Source organism: Leclercia sp. M50, assembly GCF_037150775.1.
Classification (GTDB): domain Bacteria; phylum Pseudomonadota; class Gammaproteobacteria; order Enterobacterales; family Enterobacteriaceae; genus Enterobacter.
Genome location: NZ_JBBCPK010000040.1, coordinates 15,019 through 38,483, shown reverse-complemented (window position 1 = coordinate 38,483; position 23,465 = coordinate 15,019). Strand labels below are relative to the sequence as shown.

24 protein-coding genes are annotated in these 23,465 nt (G+C 58.1%); 4 read left to right on the top strand and 20 right to left on the bottom strand.

Going from position 1 to position 23,465, the window contains the following annotated elements; translation table 11 throughout:
- From WFM46_RS11845 to tesA, 8 genes are all read right to left on the bottom strand, one after another.
- Positions 1 to 521: DUF3142 domain-containing protein (locus WFM46_RS11845; protein ID WP_336997669.1), on the bottom strand; the 521-nt coding region annotated here is incomplete at its 3' end.
- Positions 491 to 2,635 carry a hypothetical protein gene (locus WFM46_RS11840; RefSeq protein ID WP_336997670.1) on the bottom strand — a complete coding sequence of 715 codons (2,145 nt, stop codon included), beginning with the start codon at positions 2,633 to 2,635 and terminating at the stop codon, positions 491 to 493. The genes WFM46_RS11845 and WFM46_RS11840, both read right to left, overlap by 31 nt.
- A 16-nt stretch (positions 2,636 to 2,651) precedes the next feature.
- Entirely contained in the window at positions 2,652 to 3,110 is a 459-nt protein-coding gene (locus WFM46_RS11835) for an NfeD family protein (RefSeq protein ID WP_103181037.1), read from the bottom strand.
- Positions 3,110 to 4,021, bottom strand: a complete 912-nt coding sequence (locus tag WFM46_RS11830) for an SPFH domain-containing protein (RefSeq protein ID WP_103178526.1) — start codon at positions 4,019 to 4,021, stop codon at positions 3,110 to 3,112. The genes WFM46_RS11835 and WFM46_RS11830 overlap by 1 nt, the downstream gene beginning before the upstream one ends.
- 177 nt (positions 4,022 to 4,198) lie before the next feature.
- Positions 4,199 to 5,053: a hypothetical protein gene (locus WFM46_RS11825; protein WP_180210818.1), complete on the bottom strand. Its 855-nt coding sequence runs from the start codon at positions 5,051 to 5,053 to the stop codon at positions 4,199 to 4,201.
- A gap of 323 nt (positions 5,054 to 5,376) precedes the next feature.
- Positions 5,377 to 6,231 carry a co-chaperone YbbN gene (locus tag WFM46_RS11820; RefSeq protein ID WP_156654014.1) on the bottom strand — a complete coding sequence of 285 codons (855 nt, stop codon included), beginning with the start codon at positions 6,229 to 6,231 and terminating at the stop codon, positions 5,377 to 5,379.
- Between the two features lie 57 nt (positions 6,232 to 6,288).
- Complete coding sequence (locus WFM46_RS11815; RefSeq protein WP_103178529.1) at positions 6,289 to 7,098, bottom strand: SDR family oxidoreductase; 810 nt, start codon at positions 7,096 to 7,098, stop codon at positions 6,289 to 6,291.
- Complete coding sequence (tesA, locus tag WFM46_RS11810; RefSeq protein WP_103178530.1) at positions 7,088 to 7,711, bottom strand: multifunctional acyl-CoA thioesterase I/protease I/lysophospholipase L1; 624 nt, start codon at positions 7,709 to 7,711, stop codon at positions 7,088 to 7,090. Before tesA ends, WFM46_RS11815 begins: the two co-directional genes overlap by 11 nt.
- Here tesA and ybbA point away from each other — a divergent pair.
- The 3 genes from ybbA (at position 7,682) to WFM46_RS11795 (ending at position 12,107) form a co-directional block, all read left to right on the top strand.
- Positions 7,682 to 8,368: a putative ABC transporter ATP-binding protein YbbA gene (ybbA, locus tag WFM46_RS11805; protein WP_103824089.1), complete on the top strand. Its 687-nt coding sequence runs from the start codon at positions 7,682 to 7,684 to the stop codon at positions 8,366 to 8,368. The two genes, tesA and ybbA, sit on opposite strands and share 30 nt — an antisense overlap.
- Complete coding sequence (gene ybbP, locus WFM46_RS11800; protein ID WP_336997668.1) at positions 8,365 to 10,779, top strand: putative ABC transporter permease subunit YbbP; 2,415 nt, start codon at positions 8,365 to 8,367, stop codon at positions 10,777 to 10,779. Before ybbA ends, ybbP begins: the two co-directional genes overlap by 4 nt.
- Before the next feature lie 182 nt (positions 10,780 to 10,961).
- On the top strand, positions 10,962 to 12,107 hold the full coding sequence (locus WFM46_RS11795) for a porin (RefSeq protein WP_336997667.1): 1,146 nt from the start codon (positions 10,962 to 10,964) through the stop codon (positions 12,105 to 12,107).
- A gap of 310 nt (positions 12,108 to 12,417) precedes the next feature.
- On the opposite strand, the gene mnmH is transcribed toward WFM46_RS11795, so the two are convergent.
- The 7 genes from mnmH to ppiB all read right to left on the bottom strand — a co-directional run bounded on the left by mnmH (position 12,418) and on the right by ppiB (position 17,142).
- Positions 12,418 to 13,488: a tRNA 2-selenouridine(34) synthase MnmH gene (gene mnmH, locus WFM46_RS11790; RefSeq protein ID WP_336997666.1), complete on the bottom strand. Its 1,071-nt coding sequence runs from the start codon at positions 13,486 to 13,488 to the stop codon at positions 12,418 to 12,420.
- Positions 13,489 to 13,563: 75 nt separating this feature from the next.
- Entirely contained in the window at positions 13,564 to 14,631 is a 1,068-nt protein-coding gene (gene purK / locus WFM46_RS11785) for a 5-(carboxyamino)imidazole ribonucleotide synthase (protein ID WP_336997665.1), read from the bottom strand.
- The gene (gene purE, locus WFM46_RS11780) at positions 14,628 to 15,137 is read right to left on the bottom strand and encodes a 5-(carboxyamino)imidazole ribonucleotide mutase (protein WP_336997664.1); all 510 of its coding nucleotides are present in this window, start codon (positions 15,135 to 15,137) and stop codon (positions 14,628 to 14,630) included. Before purE ends, purK begins: the two co-directional genes overlap by 4 nt.
- A 171-nt stretch (positions 15,138 to 15,308) precedes the next feature.
- Positions 15,309 to 15,497: a hypothetical protein gene (locus WFM46_RS11775; protein ID WP_156654019.1), complete on the bottom strand. Its 189-nt coding sequence runs from the start codon at positions 15,495 to 15,497 to the stop codon at positions 15,309 to 15,311.
- 70 nt (positions 15,498 to 15,567) lie between these two features.
- Positions 15,568 to 15,777, bottom strand: coding sequence for a YdgH/BhsA/McbA-like domain containing protein (locus WFM46_RS11770; RefSeq protein ID WP_103178537.1), 210 nt, complete (start codon positions 15,775 to 15,777; stop codon positions 15,568 to 15,570).
- A 144-nt stretch (positions 15,778 to 15,921) separates the two neighbouring features.
- Positions 15,922 to 16,644 (bottom strand): UDP-2,3-diacylglucosamine diphosphatase, encoded by a 723-nt coding sequence (gene lpxH, locus WFM46_RS11765; protein WP_103178538.1) that lies wholly within the window; start codon positions 16,642 to 16,644, stop codon positions 15,922 to 15,924.
- Positions 16,645 to 16,647: 3 nt separating this feature from the next.
- The gene (gene ppiB, locus WFM46_RS11760) at positions 16,648 to 17,142 is read right to left on the bottom strand and encodes a peptidylprolyl isomerase B (protein WP_020685026.1); all 495 of its coding nucleotides are present in this window, start codon (positions 17,140 to 17,142) and stop codon (positions 16,648 to 16,650) included.
- A gap of 172 nt (positions 17,143 to 17,314) precedes the next feature.
- On the opposite strand from ppiB, the gene cysS reads away from it, so the two are divergent.
- Positions 17,315 to 18,700 (top strand): cysteine--tRNA ligase, encoded by a 1,386-nt coding sequence (cysS, locus tag WFM46_RS11755; protein ID WP_103178539.1) that lies wholly within the window; start codon positions 17,315 to 17,317, stop codon positions 18,698 to 18,700.
- 81 nt (positions 18,701 to 18,781) lie between these two features.
- Here cysS and WFM46_RS11750 read toward each other — a convergent pair whose 3' ends face one another.
- From WFM46_RS11750 to folD, 5 genes are all read right to left on the bottom strand, one after another.
- The gene (locus WFM46_RS11750; RefSeq protein ID WP_336997663.1) at positions 18,782 to 19,303 is read right to left on the bottom strand and encodes a metal-dependent hydrolase; all 522 of its coding nucleotides are present in this window, start codon (positions 19,301 to 19,303) and stop codon (positions 18,782 to 18,784) included.
- A gap of 72 nt (positions 19,304 to 19,375) precedes the next feature.
- The gene (gene malI / locus WFM46_RS11745; protein WP_103178541.1) at positions 19,376 to 20,392 is read right to left on the bottom strand and encodes a Mal regulon transcriptional regulator MalI; all 1,017 of its coding nucleotides are present in this window, start codon (positions 20,390 to 20,392) and stop codon (positions 19,376 to 19,378) included.
- Between the two features lie 74 nt (positions 20,393 to 20,466).
- Positions 20,467 to 21,966, bottom strand: a complete 1,500-nt coding sequence (locus WFM46_RS11740; protein ID WP_103178542.1) for a PTS transporter subunit EIIC — start codon at positions 21,964 to 21,966, stop codon at positions 20,467 to 20,469.
- 282 nt (positions 21,967 to 22,248) lie between these two features.
- A complete protein-coding gene (gene ybcJ / locus WFM46_RS11735) occupies positions 22,249 to 22,461 on the bottom strand; it encodes a ribosome-associated protein YbcJ (RefSeq protein ID WP_023334767.1) in 213 nt (70 codons plus the stop codon).
- A gap of 1 nt (position 22,462) precedes the next feature.
- The gene (gene folD / locus WFM46_RS11730; protein WP_103178543.1) at positions 22,463 to 23,329 is read right to left on the bottom strand and encodes a bifunctional methylenetetrahydrofolate dehydrogenase/methenyltetrahydrofolate cyclohydrolase FolD; all 867 of its coding nucleotides are present in this window, start codon (positions 23,327 to 23,329) and stop codon (positions 22,463 to 22,465) included.
- Positions 23,330 to 23,465 lie beyond the last annotated feature (136 nt).

Here is a 23,465-nt window from a genome sequence, read left to right as displayed (position 1 = left end):
ACCAGCTCATCCACTGCCAGGCTATTCAGCGTGGCGACATCGCCGGTTTTCGCCCAGTCCAGTAGCCCGGTCACCCCCAGCGCAAACTCCGGCGGCAGCTGCTGGCGAAGTGTGCGCAAAAAGCGCGCGTAGTCTGCCAGCTGGTGGGTAGCGGCATCAAAATCGACCTGTAACCCCACGACCTGATTTCCTGCGGCCTGCCAGCGCTGCATCAGGCGGACAATTCTCGGCACGATGGTCGGCGGCACCTCAAGGGTGGTAAAGCGCACGGTCAGCCAGATGGAGGGAAAGGCCAGGCGACTGACCGGCAGGCCGAGGCGCTGAAATACCACCTCATCGGGCCGGGCCAGCACTTCGCCCTGATGGAGATAGACCGTTTGCGCCTCTTTCAGTGCCTCGCTGGCTTTCACCCCTGACCAGAGCCAGAAGGCCGGATGCTCGTGGGCGGTAACAATTTCTGCCGCCTGCGCCTCTCCGGCCAGCAGCGCGGCTACCAGTAGTATTTGAGTTTTTGCGCCCACGGACTGCCCGGATACTGCGTTTTTAACTGCGAGAACCAGCCTTTGCGCTGGGCTTTGTCCACATCGGTTCCGCCACATTCGTTATAGCCGGACGGGGCGTAGCACATGATGGCCCGATAGAGCGCATAGCTCTTATCTTCATGTTCTGCCTTTGGTGAGGTGATGACCTGCTGGTAGTAAGCCTGTCTGTCGAACTGCCCGTAGGGTTCTTTGCGGTGGATGGCCGCCTCCAGCAGACCGTTGCCCGCACTCTCTTTCCACAGATCGACACGGGTATTGGTTGTGCGGAAAAACTCGCCCAGACAGTTCAGGGCATGGGCATCTGCGGCGTTCTGGCTGAGCACCTGCACCGTTTGGTCCAGGCTTCGACAGACGTAACCGGCTTCGGCGGCATCGCCGTTCCAGTCAAATACGCTCAGGTTAACATCGTCAAACGCTTTGCCAATGACTGGCGAGGTTATCGCGCTGGCGAACTTTCTGTCATTCAACCAGTCGCTAAAGCGGTTCTCCGTTAAATCGCGCACCAGCAGGGTATGCAGCGCAATGGTCCGCTCTTCATTGTTGGGTCCCTGATTGGCCTGCTGACGTAACCGCTCAGGCGAGGCTACCGCTTTCAGCACCCGGGAGCGATAACGCAGGCTGGTGATGGCGCTATCCGCGGCAAAGATCGCCTCTGGATTACCGCTATAGACCAGGGTGGCCGCCAGTCTGGACTGCACGTACTGCTGCTGTTCAGCATCCTGGCTGAGTTTCAGCAGATTAAGCCAGAAATCACGCGCCTCAGGCCACTGCTTTTGCGCCATCAGCGCGTCGCCGTACAGTACCTGCTCGCTGAAGGCGACAATATCGTGCGCCGGGAGTCTTTCTACCGGTTTAACGGCCTGAAGGATGGCGGCAGGGTTATTCGTCGCCTGCCACAGGTTCAACTGTAAATTGCGCCACAGCGCCAGCTTGCCGCTCTGTTCAAACGCCGGTTTGCTGCTGTTGAGATCCTCCTGCGTCAGGGTCGGTTTCTCGTCGCTGTTCAGGCGAAGGGCGCGCAGCAGTTCGATATAGCTGACCTGCGGCGCGTCGGGGAAGGCTTCCCGCACGGCACGACCGTAGAACTGCATGCCGTAGACATTATCGTATTCGGTCACCAGGCCGCGCAGCGCCTCAGCATTCTCAGCCTGCTGGAACCGCTGCTCGTACAGCCCTGCCAGCTGCGGCCACGCCTGCAGATACCAGTTGATGCGGCGCAGCATACCGCGCGCCGAATCGGCGTAACGCCCCTCCGGCCAGCGCTGGAGGTAGGCCTGGGCCGCTTTCTGCGCCTGTTCAGCGGCCGGACGGTCGATGCGGTCGATATCAAAATCTCCATACTCTCCGGTGCTGTTCTGGCTGCTTTTGTTCAGCGCCGTGCGCATCAGCATATAGCCCGCGGTCTCTGCCAGCCACGGACGATCGCTGTCGACAAGCGAGGTAAACGCCCGTTCCGCCTCCTCGTAATCTCCGGCATAAAAACGGGCCGCCCCGGTCAGATAAGTTTGATACAGCAGGGCAGAAGAGTGGGCAGGAAGGGTCGTCAGGGAGGCGGAGATCTGCTCATCGGTTGCGCCGGAGTAAAGCCCCAGACGCGCCTGCCCCAGGACATGGCGCTGTTCCGCCGTCAGCGCGTCGTCGGCCAGCAGCGCGGCAAAAAACTGGCTGAGGCTCTCGGCACTGTTCGAGACGAAGCGGTTTTCCTGCTCGCTGTCCTGCCGGGTGTCGACGGCCCCGAGCTGCAATGCGGCCAGCTGCTGATTGAGAAGGCTCTCTTCAGCGGGTTTGTCCGCGGCTGGGGTGACAGGATCTTCCGGGTCATCCCACTCCGGGTGGTAAGCAAAATAGAAATCCCGGGAGCGGGTGATATCCACAGGCATCGACTGCACGGGCAGGGCAAAGGATTTGGCTTCGCTCAGCAGGCGCAGCAGGTTATCGCGGGAGTCGTTGCCGGGCGTCAGCACCGGGTCGCCTTTCAGCAGACAGTGCTCATCGCTCCAGTTGCAGTCTTCCATATCAAATGAGGCAAATGCCGGAGCGGCGCTTGCCAGTAAGGCGCTAACGCTGAGTGCCAGCGTTGTCTTCCTGACCATCATGCTATTCCTGTTCTTATCGGGAAAGGGCCCGGACGCGAAGGGTAATACCCTCTACGGCCACCACCTCAACTTTGGTGCCGACGCTTAAATCCTCGTCGGCCACAACTGGCCACGAACTGTCGCCGACACGCATATGACCGCGCCCGTTAACCAGGGCGGTGTCCAGGGTAAACTGCATCCCCACCAGCTGTTTTCCTCGCTGGTTGAGCCGGGCATCGGCGGGCTTCTGGGCGCGCACCTGTCTTGAGAGCCAGCGCCACCAGAGCCAGGCGGCAATCAGGGTCAGCAGGGCAAACAACACCCCCTGCCATGCCCAGTCGAACGGTAAGATCCACACCAGCAGCCCGGTGATAACGGCCGCCACGCCGCTCCACAGCAGATAGCCGTTGCCGCCGAGCATCTCTGCCGCCAGCAGCAGGCCGCCGAGGCTAAGCCAGAAAACGTGCGGATGTGCAGCAATCATCTCGATCATCATTTGCGCTCGTTGCCGCTGTTTTTAATCAGTTCCGCGATCCCGCCGATCGAACCCATCAGGCTGCTGGCATCCAGTGGCATCATCACCACCTTGCTGTTATCCGCCGAGCCGATAGCCTGCAGCGCCTCGGTGTACTTCTGCGCCACAAAGTAGTTAACCGCCTGAATATCCCCGGCTGCGATAGCTTCCGAAACCATTTTCGTGGCGCGGGCTTCAGCTTCCGCCGAACGTTCACGGGCTTCAGCCTGTAAGAAGGCCGACTGGCGTTCGCCTTCAGCTTTCAGGATCTGCGACTGTTTTTCCCCTTCAGCCTTCAGGATCTCCGCCTGACGTACCCCCTCGGCCTCCAGAATGTAGGCGCGCTTGGTTCGCTCGGCCTTCATCTGGGCGTTCATGGAGGTGATCAACTCTGCTGGCGGGCGCACGTCGCGGATCTCAATACGCGTAACTTTAATACCCCAGGGGTTGGTGGCTTCATCGACGATGTGCAGCAGGCGGGTATTGATGCTGTCGCGCTGGGAGAGCATTTCGTCCAGCTCCATTGAACCCAGCACGGTTCGAATATTCGTCATCGTGAGGTTTATGATGGCTAACTCAAGGTTGCTGACCTCGTAAGCCGCTTTCGGCGCGTCAATCACCTGAATAAAGCAGACCGCATCGATGGTGACATTGGCGTTATCCCGGGAGATAACCTCCTGAGACGGAATATCGAGGACCTGCTCCATCATATTGATTTTGCGGCCAATACGGTCCATAAACGGCACGACCAGGCTTAAGCCCGGCTGCAGCGTCGTGGTATATCGACCAAAACGTTCCACCGTCCACTGGTAGCCCTGCGGAACGATTTTGACGCCGGCGGCGACGATCACCAGCGCCACGAAGATCAAAATAGGGATGACGATGAACATGTGAAACCTCCTGTTTTGCAATCCATGTTGCGATAAAAACTGTTCGTTTGTTGCGCATAAGTATACCGGCAAACAGGGGTAAATTCCCGCCAAATCAACGAGCCGGGCTGGATTCAGACAGAAAAAAGCCCCGCTAAAAATAGCAGGGCAACGCGTGTTTTCCGTTATCAGAGAAGATCAGGCCCTGGAGGGAGTGTAAGAGAAGTCAGCGATATACTGCTCGCCCGCGTCAACGATCGCCCGCGACAGTCCCGCATAATATTTTTCCAGGCCCATCGCTTCTATCTGCTGCAGCTGCTCGCGCACCGGGGCACAGAACAGACCGGCGTTACCCGCTTCGACGCGCTTATTATTCGGTGGCAGATCGCCGGTGATCGCTTTAAACCAGGTGCGGATACCCTGTTTAAGGTTATTTGGCGCTTTCGACAGATCGTCGATCCCCGTCAGCACCTGCAGGGTCGGGAAGCGATCTTCCGCCACGGCGCTTTTCAGGCGGTCAAAGAACTGGCTGAACAGTTCAAAGGAGCCCAGTTCGATAATTTTCGGTTTTGTGGTTTTACCGTTTTTATTGCCGATTTTGCTTGCCGCAGGCGTGCTGGACGGCACGATACCTGTCTTATGCAAGTCTAAACCAAACAGCAAATTGCAGTGGGCACGGCGCTCTTTCAGCGGGTAAGACATCAGCACATCGATAAACGTCGTCGCCATCACATCCGACAGCTTATGGTTGATCAGCCACTGCGAGCGGGAGAAATCGGTCGGGGAGACAAACCAGTGCGGAACCTCGTTGTAACGCTTCGACTTACCTTTGCCATCAAATTCAATGAAATGCGTGCCGTTGTCGAAAGCAAATTTGCAGTTTTTAAAGCTGACGATGGTGGTGTTGACGATCAGCGCTTTTTTGACAAAATCAACGACTTCCGGGCCAATAACGAAGCTGGTCTCTGCAGATGAGTGGATGACTTGCATTAATGTTTCTACATCAGGAACACCCGGCTTGAGAGAGGTGAACTCATAAAAGATATGTGCCATGCCGCATACTTCCTATAGTTATTAGCGTGCCCTTTTCATAACGAAAAAGTTTAACATCATCCTGATAAAGCTGGCTAATGGCAGCGTGTGTGGGCGTTTTGCGACGATCACAAATGGAAGATAAACGTTACTCCAGACGGGCTATTCGTTCAGAAACGTGGACATGATGAAGACTATATTTAACATCGTTAAAGTCTGGTTAACATTTTCTCAAAATTAAACATCAGGAAGACTAAACAAACGCTATCGGCAGAGATAAAAAAGCCGCCATAACGGCGGCTGACAGAGTGTTCGTGGCGGCACTGACCGGCCAGCTGGCAGAATCAGTACAGCAGAGCGTAAAGTTTACGGCGATAGGTCGAAGCCAGTGAATCACCCGTCCCGAGGGCGGCCAGAATTTCCTGGAACATTTTGCGCGCCTGGCCGTCTGCCGCAGCCAGATCCTTTTTAAGATGGCTGAACAGCAGTTCCAGCGCCTCTTCGTTACGACCTACCTGATGCAGCTGCAGCGCCAGCTGGCTCGCCAGTACCGCGTCGTCTGGGTTGTCGGCAACCTGCTGTTGCAGCTGCTGGATTTCCGGCGTATCCGCAGCCTGCTTCAGCAGTTCAATTTGCGCCACCAGCCCCTGGTAGCGGGTATCCTGATCCTGCAATGGGATCGTTTTGAGCACCACTTCGGCCTCTTCAGAACGCTTTAAGATAATTTGCGTTTCCGCCAGCAGCAGGCCGATTTCACTATTTTGACCGGAGAGCTGCCACGCCTCTTTCAACAGTGGCAGGGCTTCGTCATGTTTGCCTTCGGCCATCAACGCTGCCGCCTGCTGCGCTTTCAGCTCTTCTTCGCGCGGCAGCACTTTATCCAGCAGGGCGCGGATCGCCTCTTCCGGCTGCGGGCCCTGGAAGCCATCCACCGGCTGACCGTTCTGGAACAGATAAACCGTAGGAATGGCGCGCAGGCCAAACTGGGAGGCAATCATCTGCTCAGCGTCGCAGTCCAGCTTCGCCAGGATAAACTGACCGTTGTACTGGGCTGCCAGCTTCTCGAGCACCGGCGTCAGCTCCAGACAGTGCTGACTACGTTCAGACCAGAAGTAGAACAGCACCGGTTTGGTCATCGACTGTTCAAGGGTCTGGTGCAGGTTGGCTTCGGTAATGTTGACAATATTCTGTACGGACATGCGGCTATCCCAATTATGAGTTTCTGTTTACATGGGGGCGTGGCGCGAGGCTTCAACTCAACCCTGTAAAAATTTGTCCATCATCCGGCCAGGCAGCAGGCGCTTCAGCAGGCCGACGGCATGGGTCACCAGCGTGACAGGATAACGCAGCTTGGGGTTTTTGCTCTCAAAAGCATGGCGCACTTTGGCGACCACCGCCTCCGGCCCCAGGGTAAAACGGGCGGCGATACCGGGGTTTTCCACCGGCTTGTCGGCCTGGGTTTGATTGACATTGTCGGTAAAGCGGGTGCGGATAGGGCCCGGTTCAATCAGGCTCACCTTAATGCCGCTGTGGCGAAGCTCCATGCGCAGGGCGTCTGACCAGGCTTCCAGCGCATATTTGCTGGCGGCGTAAGCCCCGCGGCCAGGGGTAGAGATAAGCCCCATTACTGAGGATGTCATCACAATCCGGCCTTCGCCGTGTGGCAGCATGGCCGGCAGCAGGCGCATGGTCAGCTGATGAACGCCAAAAAAGTTGGCGGAGAATTGCGCTTCAAGCTGCTGGCGGGTAACGCTCTGCAGCGGGCCGTAAACGCCGAAACCGGCATTATTAAACAGCCCGTACAGACGATTGCCGGTCAGGGCGATCACCTCATCGGCGGCGCGCTCAATGCTGTCGGTACAATCCAGATCCAGCTGTACGCCGGTTAAGCCCATGCCGTTCATCCGTTCAACATCTTCCGGTTTACGGCAGGCGGCCAGCACCCAGAACCCCTGACGCTTCAGCTCAAGGGCGCTTTCCAGGCCAATGCCACTGGAACATCCTGTAATTAAGACCGATTTTTGCATAACTTTACCTGTCAGGATCTCCGTTGAATTACGAGTCATGTTTAACTAATGGAGCCAACCGGGTTGCCATCCAGTCGGCGATAAACGGCTGGGCGTCCCGATTGGGGTGAATACCGTCGTCCTGCATCCACTGCGGTTTCAGGTAAACCTCTTCCATAAAAAAGGGCAGCAGCGGAATATCGAACTCTTTAGCAAGCTTCGGATATATCGCGCTAAAGGCTTCATTATACCGACGACCATAGTTGGCAGGCAGTCGAATTTGCATCAGCAACGGCTGGGCGTTCGCGGCGCGGATATCCTGCAAAATTTTGCGCAGGGTTTGCTCGGTCTGCTGTGGCTGGAAACCGCGCAGGCCGTCATTGCCGCCAAGCTCCACCAGCACCCAGCGCGGCTGGTGCTGTTTCAGCAGGGCCGGCAGACGGGAGAGTCCTTGCTGGGAGGTGTCCCCGCTAATGCTGCCGTTAACAACCGACGTTTTGCTCTGCCATTTATCATTCAGCAGCGCAGGCCAGGCGGCACTGGCCGCCATCCGGTAGCCAGCGCTCAGACTGTCACCCAGAATTAATAGCGTGTCCGCAGCCGCGGCGCGAAATGAGAACAGCATCAAAAACAGGAAGGGCAAATGCCAGCGGAAAACATTGTTGAAGTTCATCATCTTAAGAAGTCCGTGGGTCAGGGTGAGCACGAGCTTTCCATCCTCACCGGAGTTGAACTCATTGTCAAACGCGGGCAGAGCATCGCCCTGATTGGAGAATCGGGCTCCGGCAAATCCACGCTGCTGGCGATCCTCGCCGGTCTGGATGACGGCAGCAGCGGTGAGGTCAACCTGGTCGGGCAACCCTTGCATAAGCTCGATGAAGAGGCGCGCGCCGCCCTGCGGGCAAAGCACATTGGCTTTGTGTTCCAGTCGTTTATGTTGATTCCAACCCTTAACGCGCTGGAGAACGTCGAGCTGCCGGGGTTGCTGCGCGGTGAGAACACCGCCCAGAGCCGGGAGAGCGCCAGCGCGCTGCTGCAACAGCTGGGGCTGGGGAAACGCCTCGATCACCTTCCGGCGCAGCTCTCCGGCGGCGAGCAGCAGCGCGTGGCGCTGGCCAGGGCGTTTAACGGTCGCCCGGATGTGCTGTTTGCCGACGAACCCACCGGTAACCTCGATCGCCAGACCGGAGACAAAATTGCCGATCTGCTCTTTTCGCTGAACCGTGAACACGGCACGACGCTGATCCTCGTCACCCACGATCCGCAGCTGGCCGCCCGCTGCGATCGCCGCCTGCGCCTGGTCAATGGCGAACTGCAGGAGGAAGCATGATTGCCCGCTGGTTCTGGCGCGAATGGCGCTCCCCCTCGCTGCTGATTGTCTGGCTGGCGCTAAGCCTGGCGGTGGCCTGCGTACTGGCGCTCGGCAGCGTCAGCGATCGGATGGAAAAGGGACTCAGCCAGCAAAGCCGTGAGTTTATGGCCGGCGACCGGACGCTGCGCAGCTCCCGCGAGGTGCCGCAGGCGTGGATTGAGGAGGCGAGAAAGCAGGGGCTGAAGGTCAGCGAGCAGATCGGTTTCCAGACTATGACCTTTGCCGCCGGGACGCCGCAGCTGGCGAGCGTGAAGGCGGTCGATGATATCTATCCGCTCTACGGCGAGCTCCAGACCAACCCGCCGGGGCTGAAGCCTGCGCCGGGCACGGTGCTGCTGGCGTCGCGCCTGATGGCGCTGCTGAATTTAAAAACCGGCGACAGCATTGATGTCGGCGATGCCACCCTGAAAATCGCCGGGGAGGTGGTGCAGGAGCCGGACGCCGGATTCAATCCGTTTCAGATGGCGCCGCGTCTGCTGATGAACACCGCAGATGTCGCCAAAACCGCGGCGGTACAGCCCGGCAGCCGCGTCACCTGGCGCTTTAAGTTTGGCGGCACGCCCGCGCAACTGGAACGTTACGAAAAATGGCTCCTGCCGCAGCTGAAGCCGGAGCACCGCTGGTCCGGGATGGAGCAGGAGGAGGGCGCACTCGGCAAATCGCTGGAGCGTTCCCAGCAATTCCTGCTGCTCTCGGCGCTGCTCACGCTGCTGCTGGCGGTGGCGGCGGTGGCAGTCGCCATGGGCCACTACTGCCGCAGCCGCTACGATCTGGTGGCGATCCTCAAAACGTTGGGGGCGGGCAGGGCGCAGCTGCGCAAACTGATTATCGGTCAGTGGCTGATGGTGCTGACGCTCTCGGCTGTCACCGGCGGGATGATGGGGCTACTGTTTGAAAAAGTGCTGATGGTACTCCTCAAGCCGGTGCTGCCCGTCGCGCTGCCCCCTGCCAGCCTCTGGCCGTGGCTCTGGGCGATCGGGGCGATGACCGTCATTTCGCTGCTGGTGGGGCTGCGTCCTTACCGCCTGCTGCTCGCGACACAGCCCTTGCGCGTTCTGCGTCGCGACGTGGTGGCCAGCGTCTGGCCGCTGAAATATTACATTCCGGCTATCGTGGCGGTGGTGGTGATGCTCCTCGCCTGGCTGATGGGCGGGAGCATGCTGCTGTGGGCCGTGCTGGCTGGTGCCGTCGTGCTGGCGTTGCTCTGCGGTGTGCTGGGCTGGATGCTGCTCAGTGTGCTGAAAGGGCTCACGGTAAAATCGCTGCCGGTGCGTCTGGCGGTGAATCGCCTGCTGCGCCAGCCGTGGTCGACCCTCAGCCAGCTGTCGGCATTTTCGCTCTCGTTCATGCTGCTGGCATTGTTGCTGGTGCTGCGCGGCGATCTGCTGGATCGCTGGCAACAGCAGCTTCCACCAGAAAGCCCGAACTACTTTTTGATCAACATTGCCCCGGAGCAGGTAACGCCCCTGAAAGCGTTTCTCGCTGAACACCAGATTATCCCGGAGTCTTACTACCCCATTGTGCGGGCGCGCCTGACCCAGATTAACGGGCAGTCCACTGAGGGCAATAAAGATGAATCCCTCAACCGCGAGCTGAACCTCACCTGGCAGGATAAGCGCCCGGATCACAACCCCATTGTGGCCGGAAGCTGGCCGCCAAAAGCGGGTGAAGTCTCCATGGAGGAGGGGCTGGCAACACGCCTTAATGTCGCACTGGGGGATACGGTGACCTTTACCGGCGATACGCAGGATTTCAGCGCGAAAGTGACCAGCCTGCGCAAGGTCGACTGGGAGAGTCTGAGGCCTAACTTCTTCTTTATCTTCCCCCCCGGGGCGCTGGACGGGCAGCCCCAGAGCTGGCTCACCAGCTTCCGCTGGGAGAATGGCAACGGTATGCTCACCCAGCTTAACCGCGAGTTCCCCACCATCAGCCTGCTGGATATCGGCGCGATCCTCAAACAGGTCGGGCAGGTGCTGGAGCAGGTGAGCCGGGCGCTGGAGGTGATGGTGGTGCTGGTGACCATCTGCGGCGTGCTGCTGCTGCTGGCCCAGGTGCAGGTCGGGATGCGCCAGCGTCATCAGGAGCTGGTGGTCTACCGTACTCTGGGGGCAGGTAAAAAGCTGCTGCGCACCACGCTGTGGAGCGAGTTCGCCCTGCTGGGGCTGGTGGCTGGTCTGGTGGCGGCCATTGGTGCCGAAACTGCGCTGGCGGTGCTGCAAACCCGGGTATTTGACTTCCCGTGGGAGCCAGACTGGCGGCTGTGGGTGATCCTGCCGCTCAGCGGTGCGGTGCTGCTTTCGCTGTGCGGCGGCTGGCTGGGGGCGCGTTTACTGAAAGGCAAAGCCCTGTTCCGCCAGTTCTCCGGTTAATTCCTTTCCTGAACTATCACGTGCCAGTTTTTATACTGGCACGTGATGGCTAAGTAGCATAAAAAGATAAATCATTGGTTTTTAGCGGCACAAAACATTAAAAACCGGGCAACACGGACAGATAAATCCTGGTTAATATTCACCTGCTAAATAAATGGCAGTGTGTTTAACAAGGAAAAACAGTGACTATAAATAAAAAAGCGCTGGCAGTGGCTATTGGCGCAGCAGTGGCATTGACCTCTTTTGCATCCCAGGCTGAAATCACCGTTCTTAAACAAGATCCGCAGGCGGGCAACCCGCTGAGCCGTCTGAACTTCACCGTTGGCGGCAGTATTCGTCCTCAGTTCCAGAACATGACCGGCGACGACGGCAAAAACAGCTATAAGCGTAATGGCTTTGACGGCGGTACCCGCTTCCGTTTCGCGGCGGATTACTACCTGTTTGATGACATCAGCTGGGTCAGCTACTACGAGCTGGGGGTGAACATTCCGGCGCAGTTTAACTGGGACAACCACCATGCGGACGGCGCGCGCGATACCTCCCGCCGCATGCTCTACACCGGCCTGAAGAGCGACACCTGGGGTACCCTGACCTTTGGCCAGCAGAACAGCGTCTATTACGATGTGGTCGGCGCGAAAACCGATATCTGGGACTACGACATGATCGGCCAGGCGCCGGGTAATGGCATCAACGGTGATTACGACGGCTCTTACCGTTCACGCCAGATGTTGAAATACAAGAAAACCCTCGGCGATGCCGATCTCTACGCCTCGTACCTGTTCGAAGACAGCGAATATCTGCCGGGCAACGGCCTGCGTTACAAACGTAAAGGCGGCGGTTCACTGGGTCTGGATTATCGTCTGACCACCGACCTGACCTGGGGCGCGGCCTGGAACTACACCCGCGCTGACATGCGTAACCCGGATAACGGCGATAGCAAAACCTGGGATCAGAACATCCTCGGTACCGCGCTGAGCTGGACGCCGGACAACTGGACCTTCTCCGCAGGCGGCGGCTGGTATCAGAACTTTATGACCAGCAAAAAAGTGTCGGTTAACGACTACTTCGCGGGTGATGCGTGGGGTATTGAGTACTTCGCCGGCTATAAATTCCCGATTGGTCAGTATGCGGTGAAATCGATCCAGCCTTACTTCATGGGTGACCGTATTGAGACCATGAATGGCAGCAACTACCAGCGCATCGACAACGGCGTGGGTGTCAGCTTCCAGCTGGACTACGGCTTCCGCGTCGATTACGAGCACGTGTTCACCTCCAGCACCGACGATCTGGGCGATATGAACCTGGTACGTTTGCGTTACGACTTCTGAGTCGTCTGTTCCCCGGTAGCGCGCAGCGATCCGGGGCTACATGTGGTGCGGTTTGTTCCCCGGTGGCGCTGCGCTTACCGGGGCTACATGTGGTGCGGTTTGTTCCCCGGTAGCGCGCAGCGATCCGGGGCTACATGTGGTGCGGTTTGTTCCCCGGTGGCGCTGCGCTTACCGGGGCTACGTATGGTGCGGTTTGTTTCCGGGTAGCGCGCAGCGATCCGGGGCTACGTGTGGTGCGGTTTGTTTCCGGTGGCACTGCGCGTACTGGAACGGTGTAGGCCGGGTAAGCGCAGCGCCACCCGGCGTTCTGTCAGCGGCTCAGCCACTCCGCCACGTCCCCATACGTCCCGCGATAGACAATCTTCTCCGCCTTCTTCTCCAGCTGATAGCGATACATCGGGTCGTAATAGTCATTGAGCAGCGGCGCCAGCCAGCTGAGATGCGCCTCGGTACTGCCGGTACGCTGCTGTTCAACGAGCGCGGAATCCAGCAGGGCGGTCAATTCGGCATAACGCTGTAACCCCAGGCGGCGGCGAATGGCAAACAGGCCGTGGTGCAGGTAATCGCGATACTCCAGCCAGCCCGCCTCTTCCCCCCGCGCTTCGCGAAAGGCCTGCCACATCTGCTCGAAATACTCTTCGCGCAGGCGCTCAAGGCGCACCTCAAACGGGTCCTCAACCACCACAATGGGCGACTGCGCCATGCGGTCGCGCAGGCACTCTGGCAGGTGGTTGGAGCCAATCATCCGCCCCTCATCTTCCAGCACCCAGCGCGCAGCGTTTTTTTTCAGCAACTCGACGGCGAGATGGTTTTCAAAACTGGCCTGGGAAAGCTGCGGGGCCAGCGTGCGGCCAAAGGAGGAGCCGCGGTGGTGCGCCAGTCCTTCGAGATCGACGCCCTCAGGATGCGCCTTCACCAGCAGCGTTTTGCCGCTCCCGGTGCAGCCGCCAATCAGTACGCTGGGTTTTTGCGCCTGCTCAACGGTCGCCTGGATAGCCGCCTGGCGTAGCGCCTTGTAGCCACCGACGATCAGCGGGTAATCTACCCCGGCCTCTTTCAGCCACGCCTGCGCGATATGCGAGCGCTGTCCGCCCCGGGCGCAGCAGAGATAGCCCTGCGGATGGGCAAGGCAGGCGGCGCGCCAGGCCTCCAGCCGCTCTTCACGCGTCTCACCGCTTACCAGACGGTGGCCGAGCGCCAGTGCCGCCTCCGGACCCTGGCGTTTATAGCAGGTGCCCACGGCGGCGCGTTCGTCGTCGTTCATTAGAGGCAGGTTGTGTGCCGCAGGCATGGCGCCCTGAGCAAATTCCACGGGGGCACGCACGTCAATTAATGGCGTGTCGGTAGCAAGTATGGCGCGGTAGTCCGTCCCATCGTTCATAAGGATCCCTCAAAACAACAATGGGCAGGATTTTACGCCGGGGAAGGGGAAGGTCAACTCCCCGGCGGATGAGGCTTAGCTGAGCGTTGACTGCGCCCAGGCAATCCCGCTGGCGTACTCCGGCGGCAGCAGAGGGACAATTGCTTCAAGCGTTGCGCAAAGGCGAGGGATATCGCTGTCATTCAGGTTGAGATGGCCGACCTTACGACCCGGGCGCACCTCTTTGTCGTACCAGTGCAGATGCACCAGCGGCAGCTTCAGCCAGTCATCGTTCAGATCGGTACCGATCAGGTTGATCATCACCGACGGGCTATTGACCACCGGCTGCGGCATCGGCAACCGGGTAATGGCGCGCAGATGCAGCTCAAACTGGCTAATGGAGGCGCCGTTTTGCGTCCAGTGGCCGCTGTTGTGGACGCGGGGCGCCAGCTCGTTGATCAACAGACCTTCTGGCGTGACGAAGCACTCCATCGCCATTACGCCCACGTAGCCCAGCGCCTGCATGATGGCAGAGAGCATGCTTTCTGCCTGCGCTTGTTGCGCTGCGTTGGCCTGCGGGAAGACCACGCTGGTGCGCAGGATCCCGTCCTGATGCAGGTTATGGGTCAGGGGATAAAAGACCGTGCTGCCGTCGTGGGCGCGGGCACCCACCAGCGACACTTCACCGCTGAAATTAATGCCCTCCTCAACGATGCATTCGCCGTAGCACTCGTCCGGCAGCTGGTCGGTTTCCCCGGCGCGCAGACGCCACTGGCCGCGGCCATCGTAGCCGCCCACGCGACGCTTGACGATTGCCAGTTCACCCAGCGCGTCAAACACACCCGGCCACTGGCTTTTTTCACTCAGCAGCTGCCACGGCGCGGTAGCGAGATGCAGATCGTCGAACAGCTGCTTTTGCGTAAGACGGTCAGCAATAATCGGGAAGACGTCGCGGTTAACGAAGGCGTTGTGACGAGCCAGCTCGCGGGTTAACGGCGTTTCCGGCCAGCGTTCGATTTCTGCGGTGATGACGCTCTGCTGAAACGGCACGGCTTCAGGCTCATCGTCCAGCCCGACCGGCCAGACGGCGATCCCCAGCGGTTCACCAGCCTGACGCAGCATACGGCCTAACTGGCCGTTACCAAGGACGCAAACCTGCTTCATGCCGCACCTCGCGGGTCCGGGTTCTCCAGGACCTCGTCGGTCTGGGCGGTACGCCACGCGACCAGGCGCTGATGCAGTTCTTTATCATGAGTGGCCAGGATCTGAGCGGCCAGCAGCGCGGCGTTAGCTGCGCCTGCTTTGCCAATCGCCAGCGTCCCTACCGGAATGCCGCGCGGCATCTGCACGATGGAGTAGAGGCTGTCGACACCGCTCAGGGCTGCGCTCTGAACCGGGACGCCGAGCACCGGCACCAGGGTTTTGGCGGCAATCATACCGGGCAGATGCGCGGCCCCGCCGGCACCGGCAATAATCACCTGATAGCCATTCTCTTCTGCGCCTTCGGCGAAGCTGAACAGCTTATCGGGAGTGCGGTGCGCGGAGACCACTTCAACGTGGTGAGGAACGTTCAGGATGTCAAAGATTTCGGCGGCGAACTGCATGGTAGCCCAGTCGCTATTGGACCCCATCACGATGGCGACACGCGCCGGATTATTGCTGGAAGACATGCGTCTTAAAACTCCTGTGGTGCACAACTCTCGGCTTTTGAGGCCAAAGAGAATAGCACGATAGAGAGGCAAGGAAAACGGTTGCGCGGCTAAAACTTCCGGCAAAATCCCGTGCTTTCTGCCACAAAAAAACCGCCGAAAGGCGGTCTTTTCACAGGTTACTTTGACATTTTACAGGAGATTACCTGCGGTCAGGCTCTCTTTATCAAAGGCATGGCTCACATCAATATGATTTTGATGTACTGCCGTGTCGATATTCGAACCCGCCTCCGGGGTGGAGAAGGCGTTCTCGGCGGCCATCGCGCCAGAGGTGAGGGAAGCGGCCAGCAGCAGGGCGCTGACGATAGTGATATTTTTCATTCTTTTTTCCTTCTTCATCCTGTTGTCGCTGTCGCTTGTCTCTTATCTGGCGGCACGGCAATGCGTTAAATTATTTAGTCAGTTCAGCGGTCATATACACGCGGTTGTCGAACTGGGCGCTGGTGATTTTGTAGGCGGCACCCTCTTTAGCGGCCTGCGCGGCGATTTTGGCTTCGGCGCGGTCAATGGTAGAGGCGGTGGCGCTCACGCTCTGGGCAAAAGAACCGAAAGAGATCAGAGAAAGTGCGGCAACTGCAACGAAAGTTTTGATGGATTTCATGGTCGTATTCCTTAAGCTGATTTGTCTGGAGTAGGGCGTTGTTGCCCTGATGTGAGTAATCATAGGCCGACCAGAGTGTGATTAAAATCAAAACAATTTGCGGGAACAATTCAAAAAAATTGAATGATTTTCAGTCGGGGGATTTCAGAAAGGGAAAGCGATCAGCTCCACGCCTTCGGGCGTGACCTTAATCATCGATCCTTCGCTATGCCAGGCGCCTAACACCACGCGGTGGGCTTGCTCTCCGTTGGCGGTCAGGTCATGCATGGCCGGGCGATGGGTATGGCCGTGGATCAGCCACTGGACCTGGTGTTTTTCCATCACGCTGACTACCGCCTGCGGGTTCACGTCCATGATGGTCATCGATTTGCTGCTGTTGGCGGCTTTACTGCCGGCGCGCATTTTCGCGGCGATGCGGCTGCGAATAAACAGCGGCAGGGCGAGAAAGAGCGTCTGGATCCAGGGGGTATGCACTTTGGCGCGAAACGCCAGATAGCCGGTATCGTCGGTGCAGAGCGTGTCGCCATGCATAATCAGCACGCGGCGGCCATACAAGTCGAGGACGGTCTCTTCCGCCAGCAGGATCATGCCGCTTTCACGGGCGAAGCGTTTGCCCAGCAAAAAGTCGCGGTTGCCGTGGATAAAGAAGCAGGGGACGCCAGAGTCGACCAGCGCTTTAAGCGCACTCGCTATCTCGCGGTGCAGCGGGTTCGGATCGTCGTCGCCAATCCAGGCTTCGAACAGATCCCCCAGGATGTAAAGCGCATCGGCGTGGCGGGCTTCACCCTGTAAAAAACGCAGAAAACCGGCGGTGATCGCCGGTTCTTCTGTTTGCAGATGCAGATCTGCAATAAAGAGTGTCGCCACGAATTATTCGCTGACGGTCACGCTTGTGATTACAACGTCTTCTTTTGGAACGTCCTGGTGCATGCCGCTGCGGCCAGTAGAAACGGCTTTGATCTTGTCAACCACGTCCATACCTTCAACCACTTCTGCAAACACGCAGTAGCCCCAACCCTGCAGGCTTTCGCCAGAGAAGTTCAGGAAGTCGTTGTCTGCTACGTTAATGAAGAACTGCGCGGTGGCAGAGTGTGGCGCCTGAGTACGGGCCATTGCCAGGGTACCGCGGGTGTTTTTCAGACCGTTATTAGCTTCGTTTTTGATAGCCTCTTTGGTCTCTTTCTGTTTCATGCCAGGTTCAAAACCGCCGCCCTGGATCATAAAGCCGTTAATGACACGGTGGAAAATGGTGTTGTTGTAGAAACCTTCGCGGCAGTAGTCCAGGAAGTTTTTAACTGTTTCAGGCGCTTTGTCATCAAAGGTTTTGATTACGATATCGCCATGATTAGTGTGGAAAGTAACCATTTTTGCATCCTGTTCCGTTATAGTGGTGCTTCGACCCCGCCAGGGGCCACAATAAGCGCTTGTTATAGCATAACCTCACGACGCGATCACCTTGCATTGCGTGCTGCTTCGGGTTTGAATTACCATTAGAATATGCTGTTTTCACCCACACACGTCTCACATGGAATCTTCGATGTTAAAAATCTTCAACACACTGACGCGCCAAAAAGAGGAATTCAAACCTATTCATGCCGGGGAAGTCGGCATGTACGTGTGTGGTATTACTGTTTACGATCTCTGTCATATCGGCCATGGCCGTACTTTTGTTGCCTTCGACGTGGTGTCGCGCTATCTGCGCTTCCTTGGGTACAACCTTAAGTATGTACGCAATATCACCGATATCGACGACAAAATTATCAAACGCGCGAACGAAAATGGGGAAAACTTTGTCGATTTAGTCGATCGTATGATTGGCGAAATGCACAAGGATTTCGATGCCCTGAATATTCTGCGCCCGGACATGGAGCCGCGTGCGACGCACCATATCCCTGAGATCATTGAGATCACCGAACAGCTGATCGCCAAAGGCCACGCCTACGTGGCGGACAATGGCGACGTCATGTTCGACGTGCCGACCGATCCGCATTACGGTCAGCTCTCCCGCCAGGATCTGGATCAGCTCCAGGCCGGGGCGCGTGTGGATGTGGTTGAGGTTAAACGCAACCCGATGGACTTCGTGCTGTGGAAGATGTCGAAAGAGGGTGAGCCAAGCTGGCCATCCCCGTGGGGCGCGGGCCGTCCGGGCTGGCACATTGAGTGTTCGGCCATGAACTGCAAACAGCTGGGTAACCATTTCGATATTCACGGCGGCGGTTCAGACCTGATGTTCCCGCACCATGAAAACGAAATTGCCCAGTCAACCTGCGCCCATGACGGCGAATATGTGAACTACTGGATGCACTCCGGGATGGTGATGATTGACCGGGAGAAGATGTCCAAATCGCTGGGCAACTTCTTTACCGTGCGTGATGTGCTGAAGTACTACGATGCTGAAACCATCCGTTACTTCCTGATGTCCGGCCACTATCGCAGCCAGCTGAACTACAGCGAAGAGAACCTCAAGCAGGCGCGTTCTGCCCTGGAGCGTCTCTACACCGCCCTGCGCGGAACCGACACCTCTGTGGCGGCTGCGGGCGGCGAGGCGTTTGAAGCCCGTTTTGTTGAGGCGATGAACGACGACTTCAACACCCCGGAAGCCTACTCTGTGCTGTTCGATATGGCCCGTGAAGTGAACCGTCTGAAAGGTGAAGATGTGCATGCGGCTAATGCGCTGGCCTCTCATATGCGTAAACTGTCTGGCGTACTGGGTCTGCTGGAGCAGGCGCCGGAAGCGTTCCTGCAGAGCGGTGCGCAGACGGATGACGGCGAAGTAGCTGAAATTGAAGCGTTAATCAAGGCGCGTCTGGAAGCGCGTCAGGCGAAAGACTGGGCCGCGGCCGATGCCGCGCGTAACCGTCTCACCGAGATGGGCATCATCCTGGAAGATGGTCCGCAGGGCACCACCTGGCGCCGTAAGTAAGTCCATCAGGCCCGGCGGCGCATCGCTTGCCGGGCATGGGGTTATGTAGGCCGGGTAAGGCGCAGCCGCCACCCGGCTTTTTTAACGCCGCTTCCACCACAACAAACCCATCACGATAACCCCCGGCAGCCACACCCACAGCAGTTCCGAGATAATCACCTGATGCCCGTACGGCGTGGTGTAGCGAGAGAGCGCAAAAGGCGCGACCTTAATCACCTGCCACGGCGCAAAGAAACGTTCATCCGACCACGGCCACAGCCAGCCGACCCCTTTCCCGCCCGTCGTCACCGAATCCCGCAGGCTGTGCGACAGCAGCGACACGGTTAAAAACAGCCAGCAGCGCATCACTCCCGCCCGGAACCATCGTCGCCCGACCAGCACGCAGAGTAACGGCACCACAAAGGCAAACAGCAGCGAGTGGGTAAACCCGCGATGGCCAAAAATATTGCCGTAGGCGACGCCAAACTTAAACGCGAGTACGTCGGCATCCGGCAGCATGGCGAGAACGATCCCGGCGAACAGCAGGCGAGGGGGGATCACCCGGCTGCCCAGCCCTAAGCCGAGGCAAACCGGCACAGCAGCGTGGGTAATAATGGTTGGCATAAGGATTATCCATGGCAAATCATGGAAATATAGCAGAGCGCGACTTAACGCAGAGCCGGGCGTAAATCTGAATTATGCCGATTCCCGGGCGACGAGCTGCCCGGAGAGAGTAATGCGCTGGGTTTGCAGCTCAGGCTCTTTTAGCTGGCGGATCATCAGCCCCGCCGCCTGACGCCCCGTCTCTTCGCTGGCGGAGGAGACATAGGTAAACGACGGGGAGGTGAGGTTGACGTGCAGCATATCTTCAAACCCCACCAGCGCCACCTGCTGGGTGAGGAAGACATCTTTCCCCACGGTGCGGCCAACGTGATGGATCCCGGAGATAGAGCCGATCATCGCATCCGGGGAGTGGCAGAGCAGGGCGGTGATAGTGTTGTTCTTCTCCAGCAGCTGACGGGTGGCGAAGCTAACCGCCTGGGTATCGTCGCTGCAGGCGGGGGCGGATTCGTCGCGGAACACCAGCCCGTTTTGTGTCATCGCGCTGCGAAAACCGAGCAGGCGCTGCTCGCGGATGAGGTCACCCTCCTGCCCGCCGATATAGGCGATATTGCGATGGCCCCGCTCAATCAGATAGCGGGTCGCCAGATGCGCCGCCTGGCGGTTATCGCGCATCACCAGATTACAGGTTTCGTTGAGCAGCGACTGGGAGACCGCCACCAGCGGCAGCGGACACTCACGGATCATGTCAGGTAAGGTAGCATGGCGCGTATCGGAAGCCAGATAGATTACCCCGGCCACGCCCTGCTGCTTAAAGGAGAGCAGGCAGCGCTCAAGATGCTCACCGTCGTTCAGCGGCTGGCCGAGAAAGACCATATATCCCTGCTTTTCCAGCTCCTGGACGATGCTTGCCATTACCTTAATGGAAAAGCTGTCGCTGAAATCACGCAGGATCAGGCCGATAAGGTTGGAGGTGTTGGCGCGAAGATTGGCGGCGGCTACGTTATGCACGTAGCCCAGGGCGGTGATGGCGGCGTGGACTTTTTCGATCGTCGCCTCTGAGATCTTTCCTTTCTGACGCAGAACCAGCGAGACGGTAGAGACCGAAACCCCTGCCTCTCTGGCGACATCAATGATGCTGACCTTCTTCACATCTTCTCCCTGAAATGCCTGATAAGACAACGCCTCCCGTAAGAGTACAGGAGACGTGTCGGACAGGCAGCTTATTATTTACCGATTAGGGTGGACATCGTCTGGGCGATAAACTGCGCCCGGGCGCCAAAGATAACCTGAATGCCGGAATCACCGACGAAGACCACGCCGCGTGCACCGAGGCCGTTCAGACCGTCTTTGTCCACCACATCGCTCTTCGCCACTTCCAGACGCAGGCGGGTGATGCAGGAGCCGACAGAGTTGATGTTCTGCGCGCCACCGAGCAGGCCGATGATTTCGTTGGCGATTTCGGTATCGGTTTTATCGTCCGCATTGGCTGTCACTTCAGTGCGGCCCGGCGTTTTCACGTCGAAACGACGGATCACGAAGCGGAAGGTGAAGTAGTAAATCAGCGCCATCGGGACACCGATGATAATGGCGTTGAGGAAGTTGGTCTGGTACCCGTTGAACGACGGCAGGATCCCGAACGACAGGTAGTCGATAAAGCCCGCGGAGAAGGACTTGGCGATATGCGCATGCAGCAGGTACATGGTCATGTAGGCCAGGCCCGCCATGATGGCGTTAAAGACGTAGAGGATCGGCGCCACAAAGATAAAGGTGAACTCCACCGGCTCGGTGATCCCGGTCAGGAAGCAGGTGAGTGCCGCAGAGAAGAGAATACCGGCGGCAATCTTTTTGTTTTTGGTGTGCGCTTCGTGGTACATCGCCAGACAGGCCGCAGGCAGCGCGAACAGCATCAGCGGGAACTCGCCCTGCATGAATTTACCGGCGTTCTGGTAGGTATCGCTGCTGAAGGATTTCACCCCTTCTTCCAGCATCTTGAACCAGATGGTCTGGTCGCCGTGGATCACCTGGCCCGCCTGGGTAGTGTAATCCCCGAACGAGTACCAGAACGATGGATACCAGATATGGTGCAGACCCAGCGGGATCAGCGCACGCTCCACCAGACCAAAGATAAAGGTCGAGGCCGCCTGGTTATCACCGTTAACGATCACCGACAGCGCGTCGATACCGGCCTGGATATGCTGCCAGACGTACGGCAGCAGCAGCCCCATCACGAATGAGAGGAACGCCGTGGCGATCGCCACAAAACGCTTTCCGGAGAAGAAGCCGAGGAACTCCGGCAGCTGCATGGTGTGAAAGCGGTTATAACACCACGCGGCGAGGATCCCGCACAGCAGGCCGCCAAAGACGCCCATCTGCAGGGTCGGGATGCCCACCACCATGGCGTATTTCCCGCCCTGGGAGGCCATCTCCGGCGTAATGCCGAGCACGGTGCCAATGGTGATGTTGGTGACAAATACCGCCACCGCTGCCGACAGCGCGGCGATACCCGATTCTGACGCCAGGCCGACGGCAGAGCCGATGGCAAACAGCATCGGCAGGTTATCAAAAATAACGCCACCCGCGTTCATCATCAACGGCAGGTGGAATTTATCGCCGAAAGCCAGCAGCAGGCCCGCAGCGGGAAGCAGCGAGATCGGCAGCATTAATGCGCGACCAATCATCGACAATTTTGACAGCGATTTAACAAACCCTGATATCAGACTCATGCTGATTTCCCCCGAGTGCGCTCTGTGAGCGCTGTTATAGTGAGTAGAACGTTTTAGTAGAACGTTCTACTTATCGTGATGAAAGGCTGAAATCCGCGCAACTGAATTCTCACCTTTTAACAGATGAAATAGTGATTATTTGAAGTTGATCGATAATTAACCGTGATGGTCGTGGGGGAATCGTGAAGAGAATTGCCGGGTGGCGGCTGGCGCCTTACCCGGCCTACAGACAGAGCCCGTACGTAGGCCCGGCAAGCGCAGCGCCGCCGGGCATCAGACGGCTCAGGCCGTTACGGTGACGCTCTGGCCTTCAAAACTCACAGTCTGTCCGGCAACGATCTTGCAGCGCTTGCGGGTTTCCACCACGCCATCAACTTTGACCAGACCGTCAGCAATGACGATCTTCGCCTGGGCGCCGCTTTCGCTCCAGCCTTCGAGCTTCAGCAGATCGCACAGCTCAACATGCGGGTGTTTACCTAATGAAAATGTCGCCATCTTACGCTTCCTCTACGTCGTGATACTCAACGCATGCTTGTAAAGTATTCTGAATCAGTGTTGCAACGGTCATCGGACCTACGCCGCCCGGAACCGGGGTGATATAAGAGGCACGGGCGGCGGCATCGTCAAACACCACATCGCCGACCACTTTGCCGCTCTCCAGACGGTTAATCCCCACGTCCACCACAATGGCGCCTTCCTTGATCCACTCGCCCGGGATAAAGCCCGGCTTGCCGACCGCCACGATCAGCAGGTCAGCATTTTCGACGTGCTGGCGCAGATTTTTAGTAAAGCGGTGGGTGACGGTGGTGGTGCAGCCGGCCAGCAGCAGCTCCATGCTCATCGGGCGACCGACGATATTGGACGCACCAATCACCACGGCGTTCAGGCCGTAGGTGTCGATGTTATAGCGCTCCAGCAGGGTCACAATGCCGCGCGGCGTACAGGGACGCAGGCGAGGCGCGCGCTGGCACAGGCGGCCCACATTGTACGGGTGGAAGCCGTCCACATCTTTGTCTGGCGCGATACGTTCCAGCACTTTCACATTGTCGATGCCCGCAGGCAGCGGCAGCTGAACCAGAATGCCGTCGATTGCTTTATCGGCGTTCAGGGTATCGATCAGCTCAAGCAGCTCTGCTTCCGTGGTGGTTTCAGGCAGATCGTAAGAGCGGGAGAGAAAGCCAACCTCCTCGCACGCTTTACGTTTGCTGCCGACATAAATTTGTGAAGCCGGGTTGCTGCCGACCAGCACAACCGCCAGCCCAGGGGCGCGTTTTCCCGCGGCCAGACGTGCTGCCACTTTTTCCGCAACCTCAGAGCGCACCTGCTGCGCAATCGTTTTACCGTCAATAATCTTTGCTGCCATCAGAGAGAAGATTCCGTCTGTAAGGAGTGAAAGGGGGGATGAGCATATTTTGTCAGAAGCGCGCGCTGCTGTCAGTCACACTTTGCGGATTTTCCTGTTAAGCGGCGCTGAGGAGGGGCAGGGGTATGAACTGAAA

Excerpts from the sequence above, each read along its gene's own strand:
- ppiB (WP_020685026.1), bottom strand. The coding sequence starts at position 17,142 with ATGGTTACTTTCCACACTAATCATGGCGATATCGTAATCAAAACCTTT.
- WFM46_RS11835 (WP_103181037.1), bottom strand. The coding sequence starts at position 3,110 with ATGATCGAGATGATTGCTGCACATCCGCACGTTTTCTGGCTTAGCCTC.
- WFM46_RS11770 (WP_103178537.1), bottom strand. The coding sequence starts at position 15,777 with ATGAAATCCATCAAAACTTTCGTTGCAGTTGCCGCACTTTCTCTGATC.
- purE (WP_336997664.1), bottom strand. The coding sequence starts at position 15,137 with ATGTCTTCCAGCAATAATCCGGCGCGTGTCGCCATCGTGATGGGGTCC.
- ybbP (WP_336997668.1), top strand. The coding sequence starts at position 8,365 with ATGATTGCCCGCTGGTTCTGGCGCGAATGGCGCTCCCCCTCGCTGCTG.
- ybbA (WP_103824089.1), top strand. The coding sequence starts at position 7,682 with ATGCCAGCGGAAAACATTGTTGAAGTTCATCATCTTAAGAAGTCCGTG.
- WFM46_RS11750 (WP_336997663.1), bottom strand. The coding sequence starts at position 19,303 with ATGCCAACCATTATTACCCACGCTGCTGTGCCGGTTTGCCTCGGCTTA.
- ybcJ (WP_023334767.1), bottom strand. The coding sequence starts at position 22,461 with ATGGCGACATTTTCATTAGGTAAACACCCGCATGTTGAGCTGTGCGAT.
- folD (WP_103178543.1), bottom strand. The coding sequence starts at position 23,329 with ATGGCAGCAAAGATTATTGACGGTAAAACGATTGCGCAGCAGGTGCGC.
- WFM46_RS11775 (WP_156654019.1), bottom strand. The coding sequence starts at position 15,497 with ATGAAAAATATCACTATCGTCAGCGCCCTGCTGCTGGCCGCTTCCCTC.
- mnmH (WP_336997666.1), bottom strand. The coding sequence starts at position 13,488 with ATGAACGATGGGACGGACTACCGCGCCATACTTGCTACCGACACGCCA.
- WFM46_RS11830 (WP_103178526.1), bottom strand. The coding sequence starts at position 4,021 with ATGTTCATCGTCATCCCTATTTTGATCTTCGTGGCGCTGGTGATCGTC.
- WFM46_RS11840 (WP_336997670.1), bottom strand. The coding sequence starts at position 2,635 with ATGGTCAGGAAGACAACGCTGGCACTCAGCGTTAGCGCCTTACTGGCA.
- WFM46_RS11820 (WP_156654014.1), bottom strand. The coding sequence starts at position 6,231 with ATGTCCGTACAGAATATTGTCAACATTACCGAAGCCAACCTGCACCAG.
- WFM46_RS11825 (WP_180210818.1), bottom strand. The coding sequence starts at position 5,053 with ATGGCACATATCTTTTATGAGTTCACCTCTCTCAAGCCGGGTGTTCCT.
- purK (WP_336997665.1), bottom strand. The coding sequence starts at position 14,631 with ATGAAGCAGGTTTGCGTCCTTGGTAACGGCCAGTTAGGCCGTATGCTG.
- cysS (WP_103178539.1), top strand. The coding sequence starts at position 17,315 with ATGTTAAAAATCTTCAACACACTGACGCGCCAAAAAGAGGAATTCAAA.
- tesA (WP_103178530.1), bottom strand. The coding sequence starts at position 7,711 with ATGAACTTCAACAATGTTTTCCGCTGGCATTTGCCCTTCCTGTTTTTG.
- WFM46_RS11740 (WP_103178542.1), bottom strand. The coding sequence starts at position 21,966 with ATGAGTCTGATATCAGGGTTTGTTAAATCGCTGTCAAAATTGTCGATG.
- WFM46_RS11815 (WP_103178529.1), bottom strand. The coding sequence starts at position 7,098 with ATGACTCGTAATTCAACGGAGATCCTGACAGGTAAAGTTATGCAAAAA.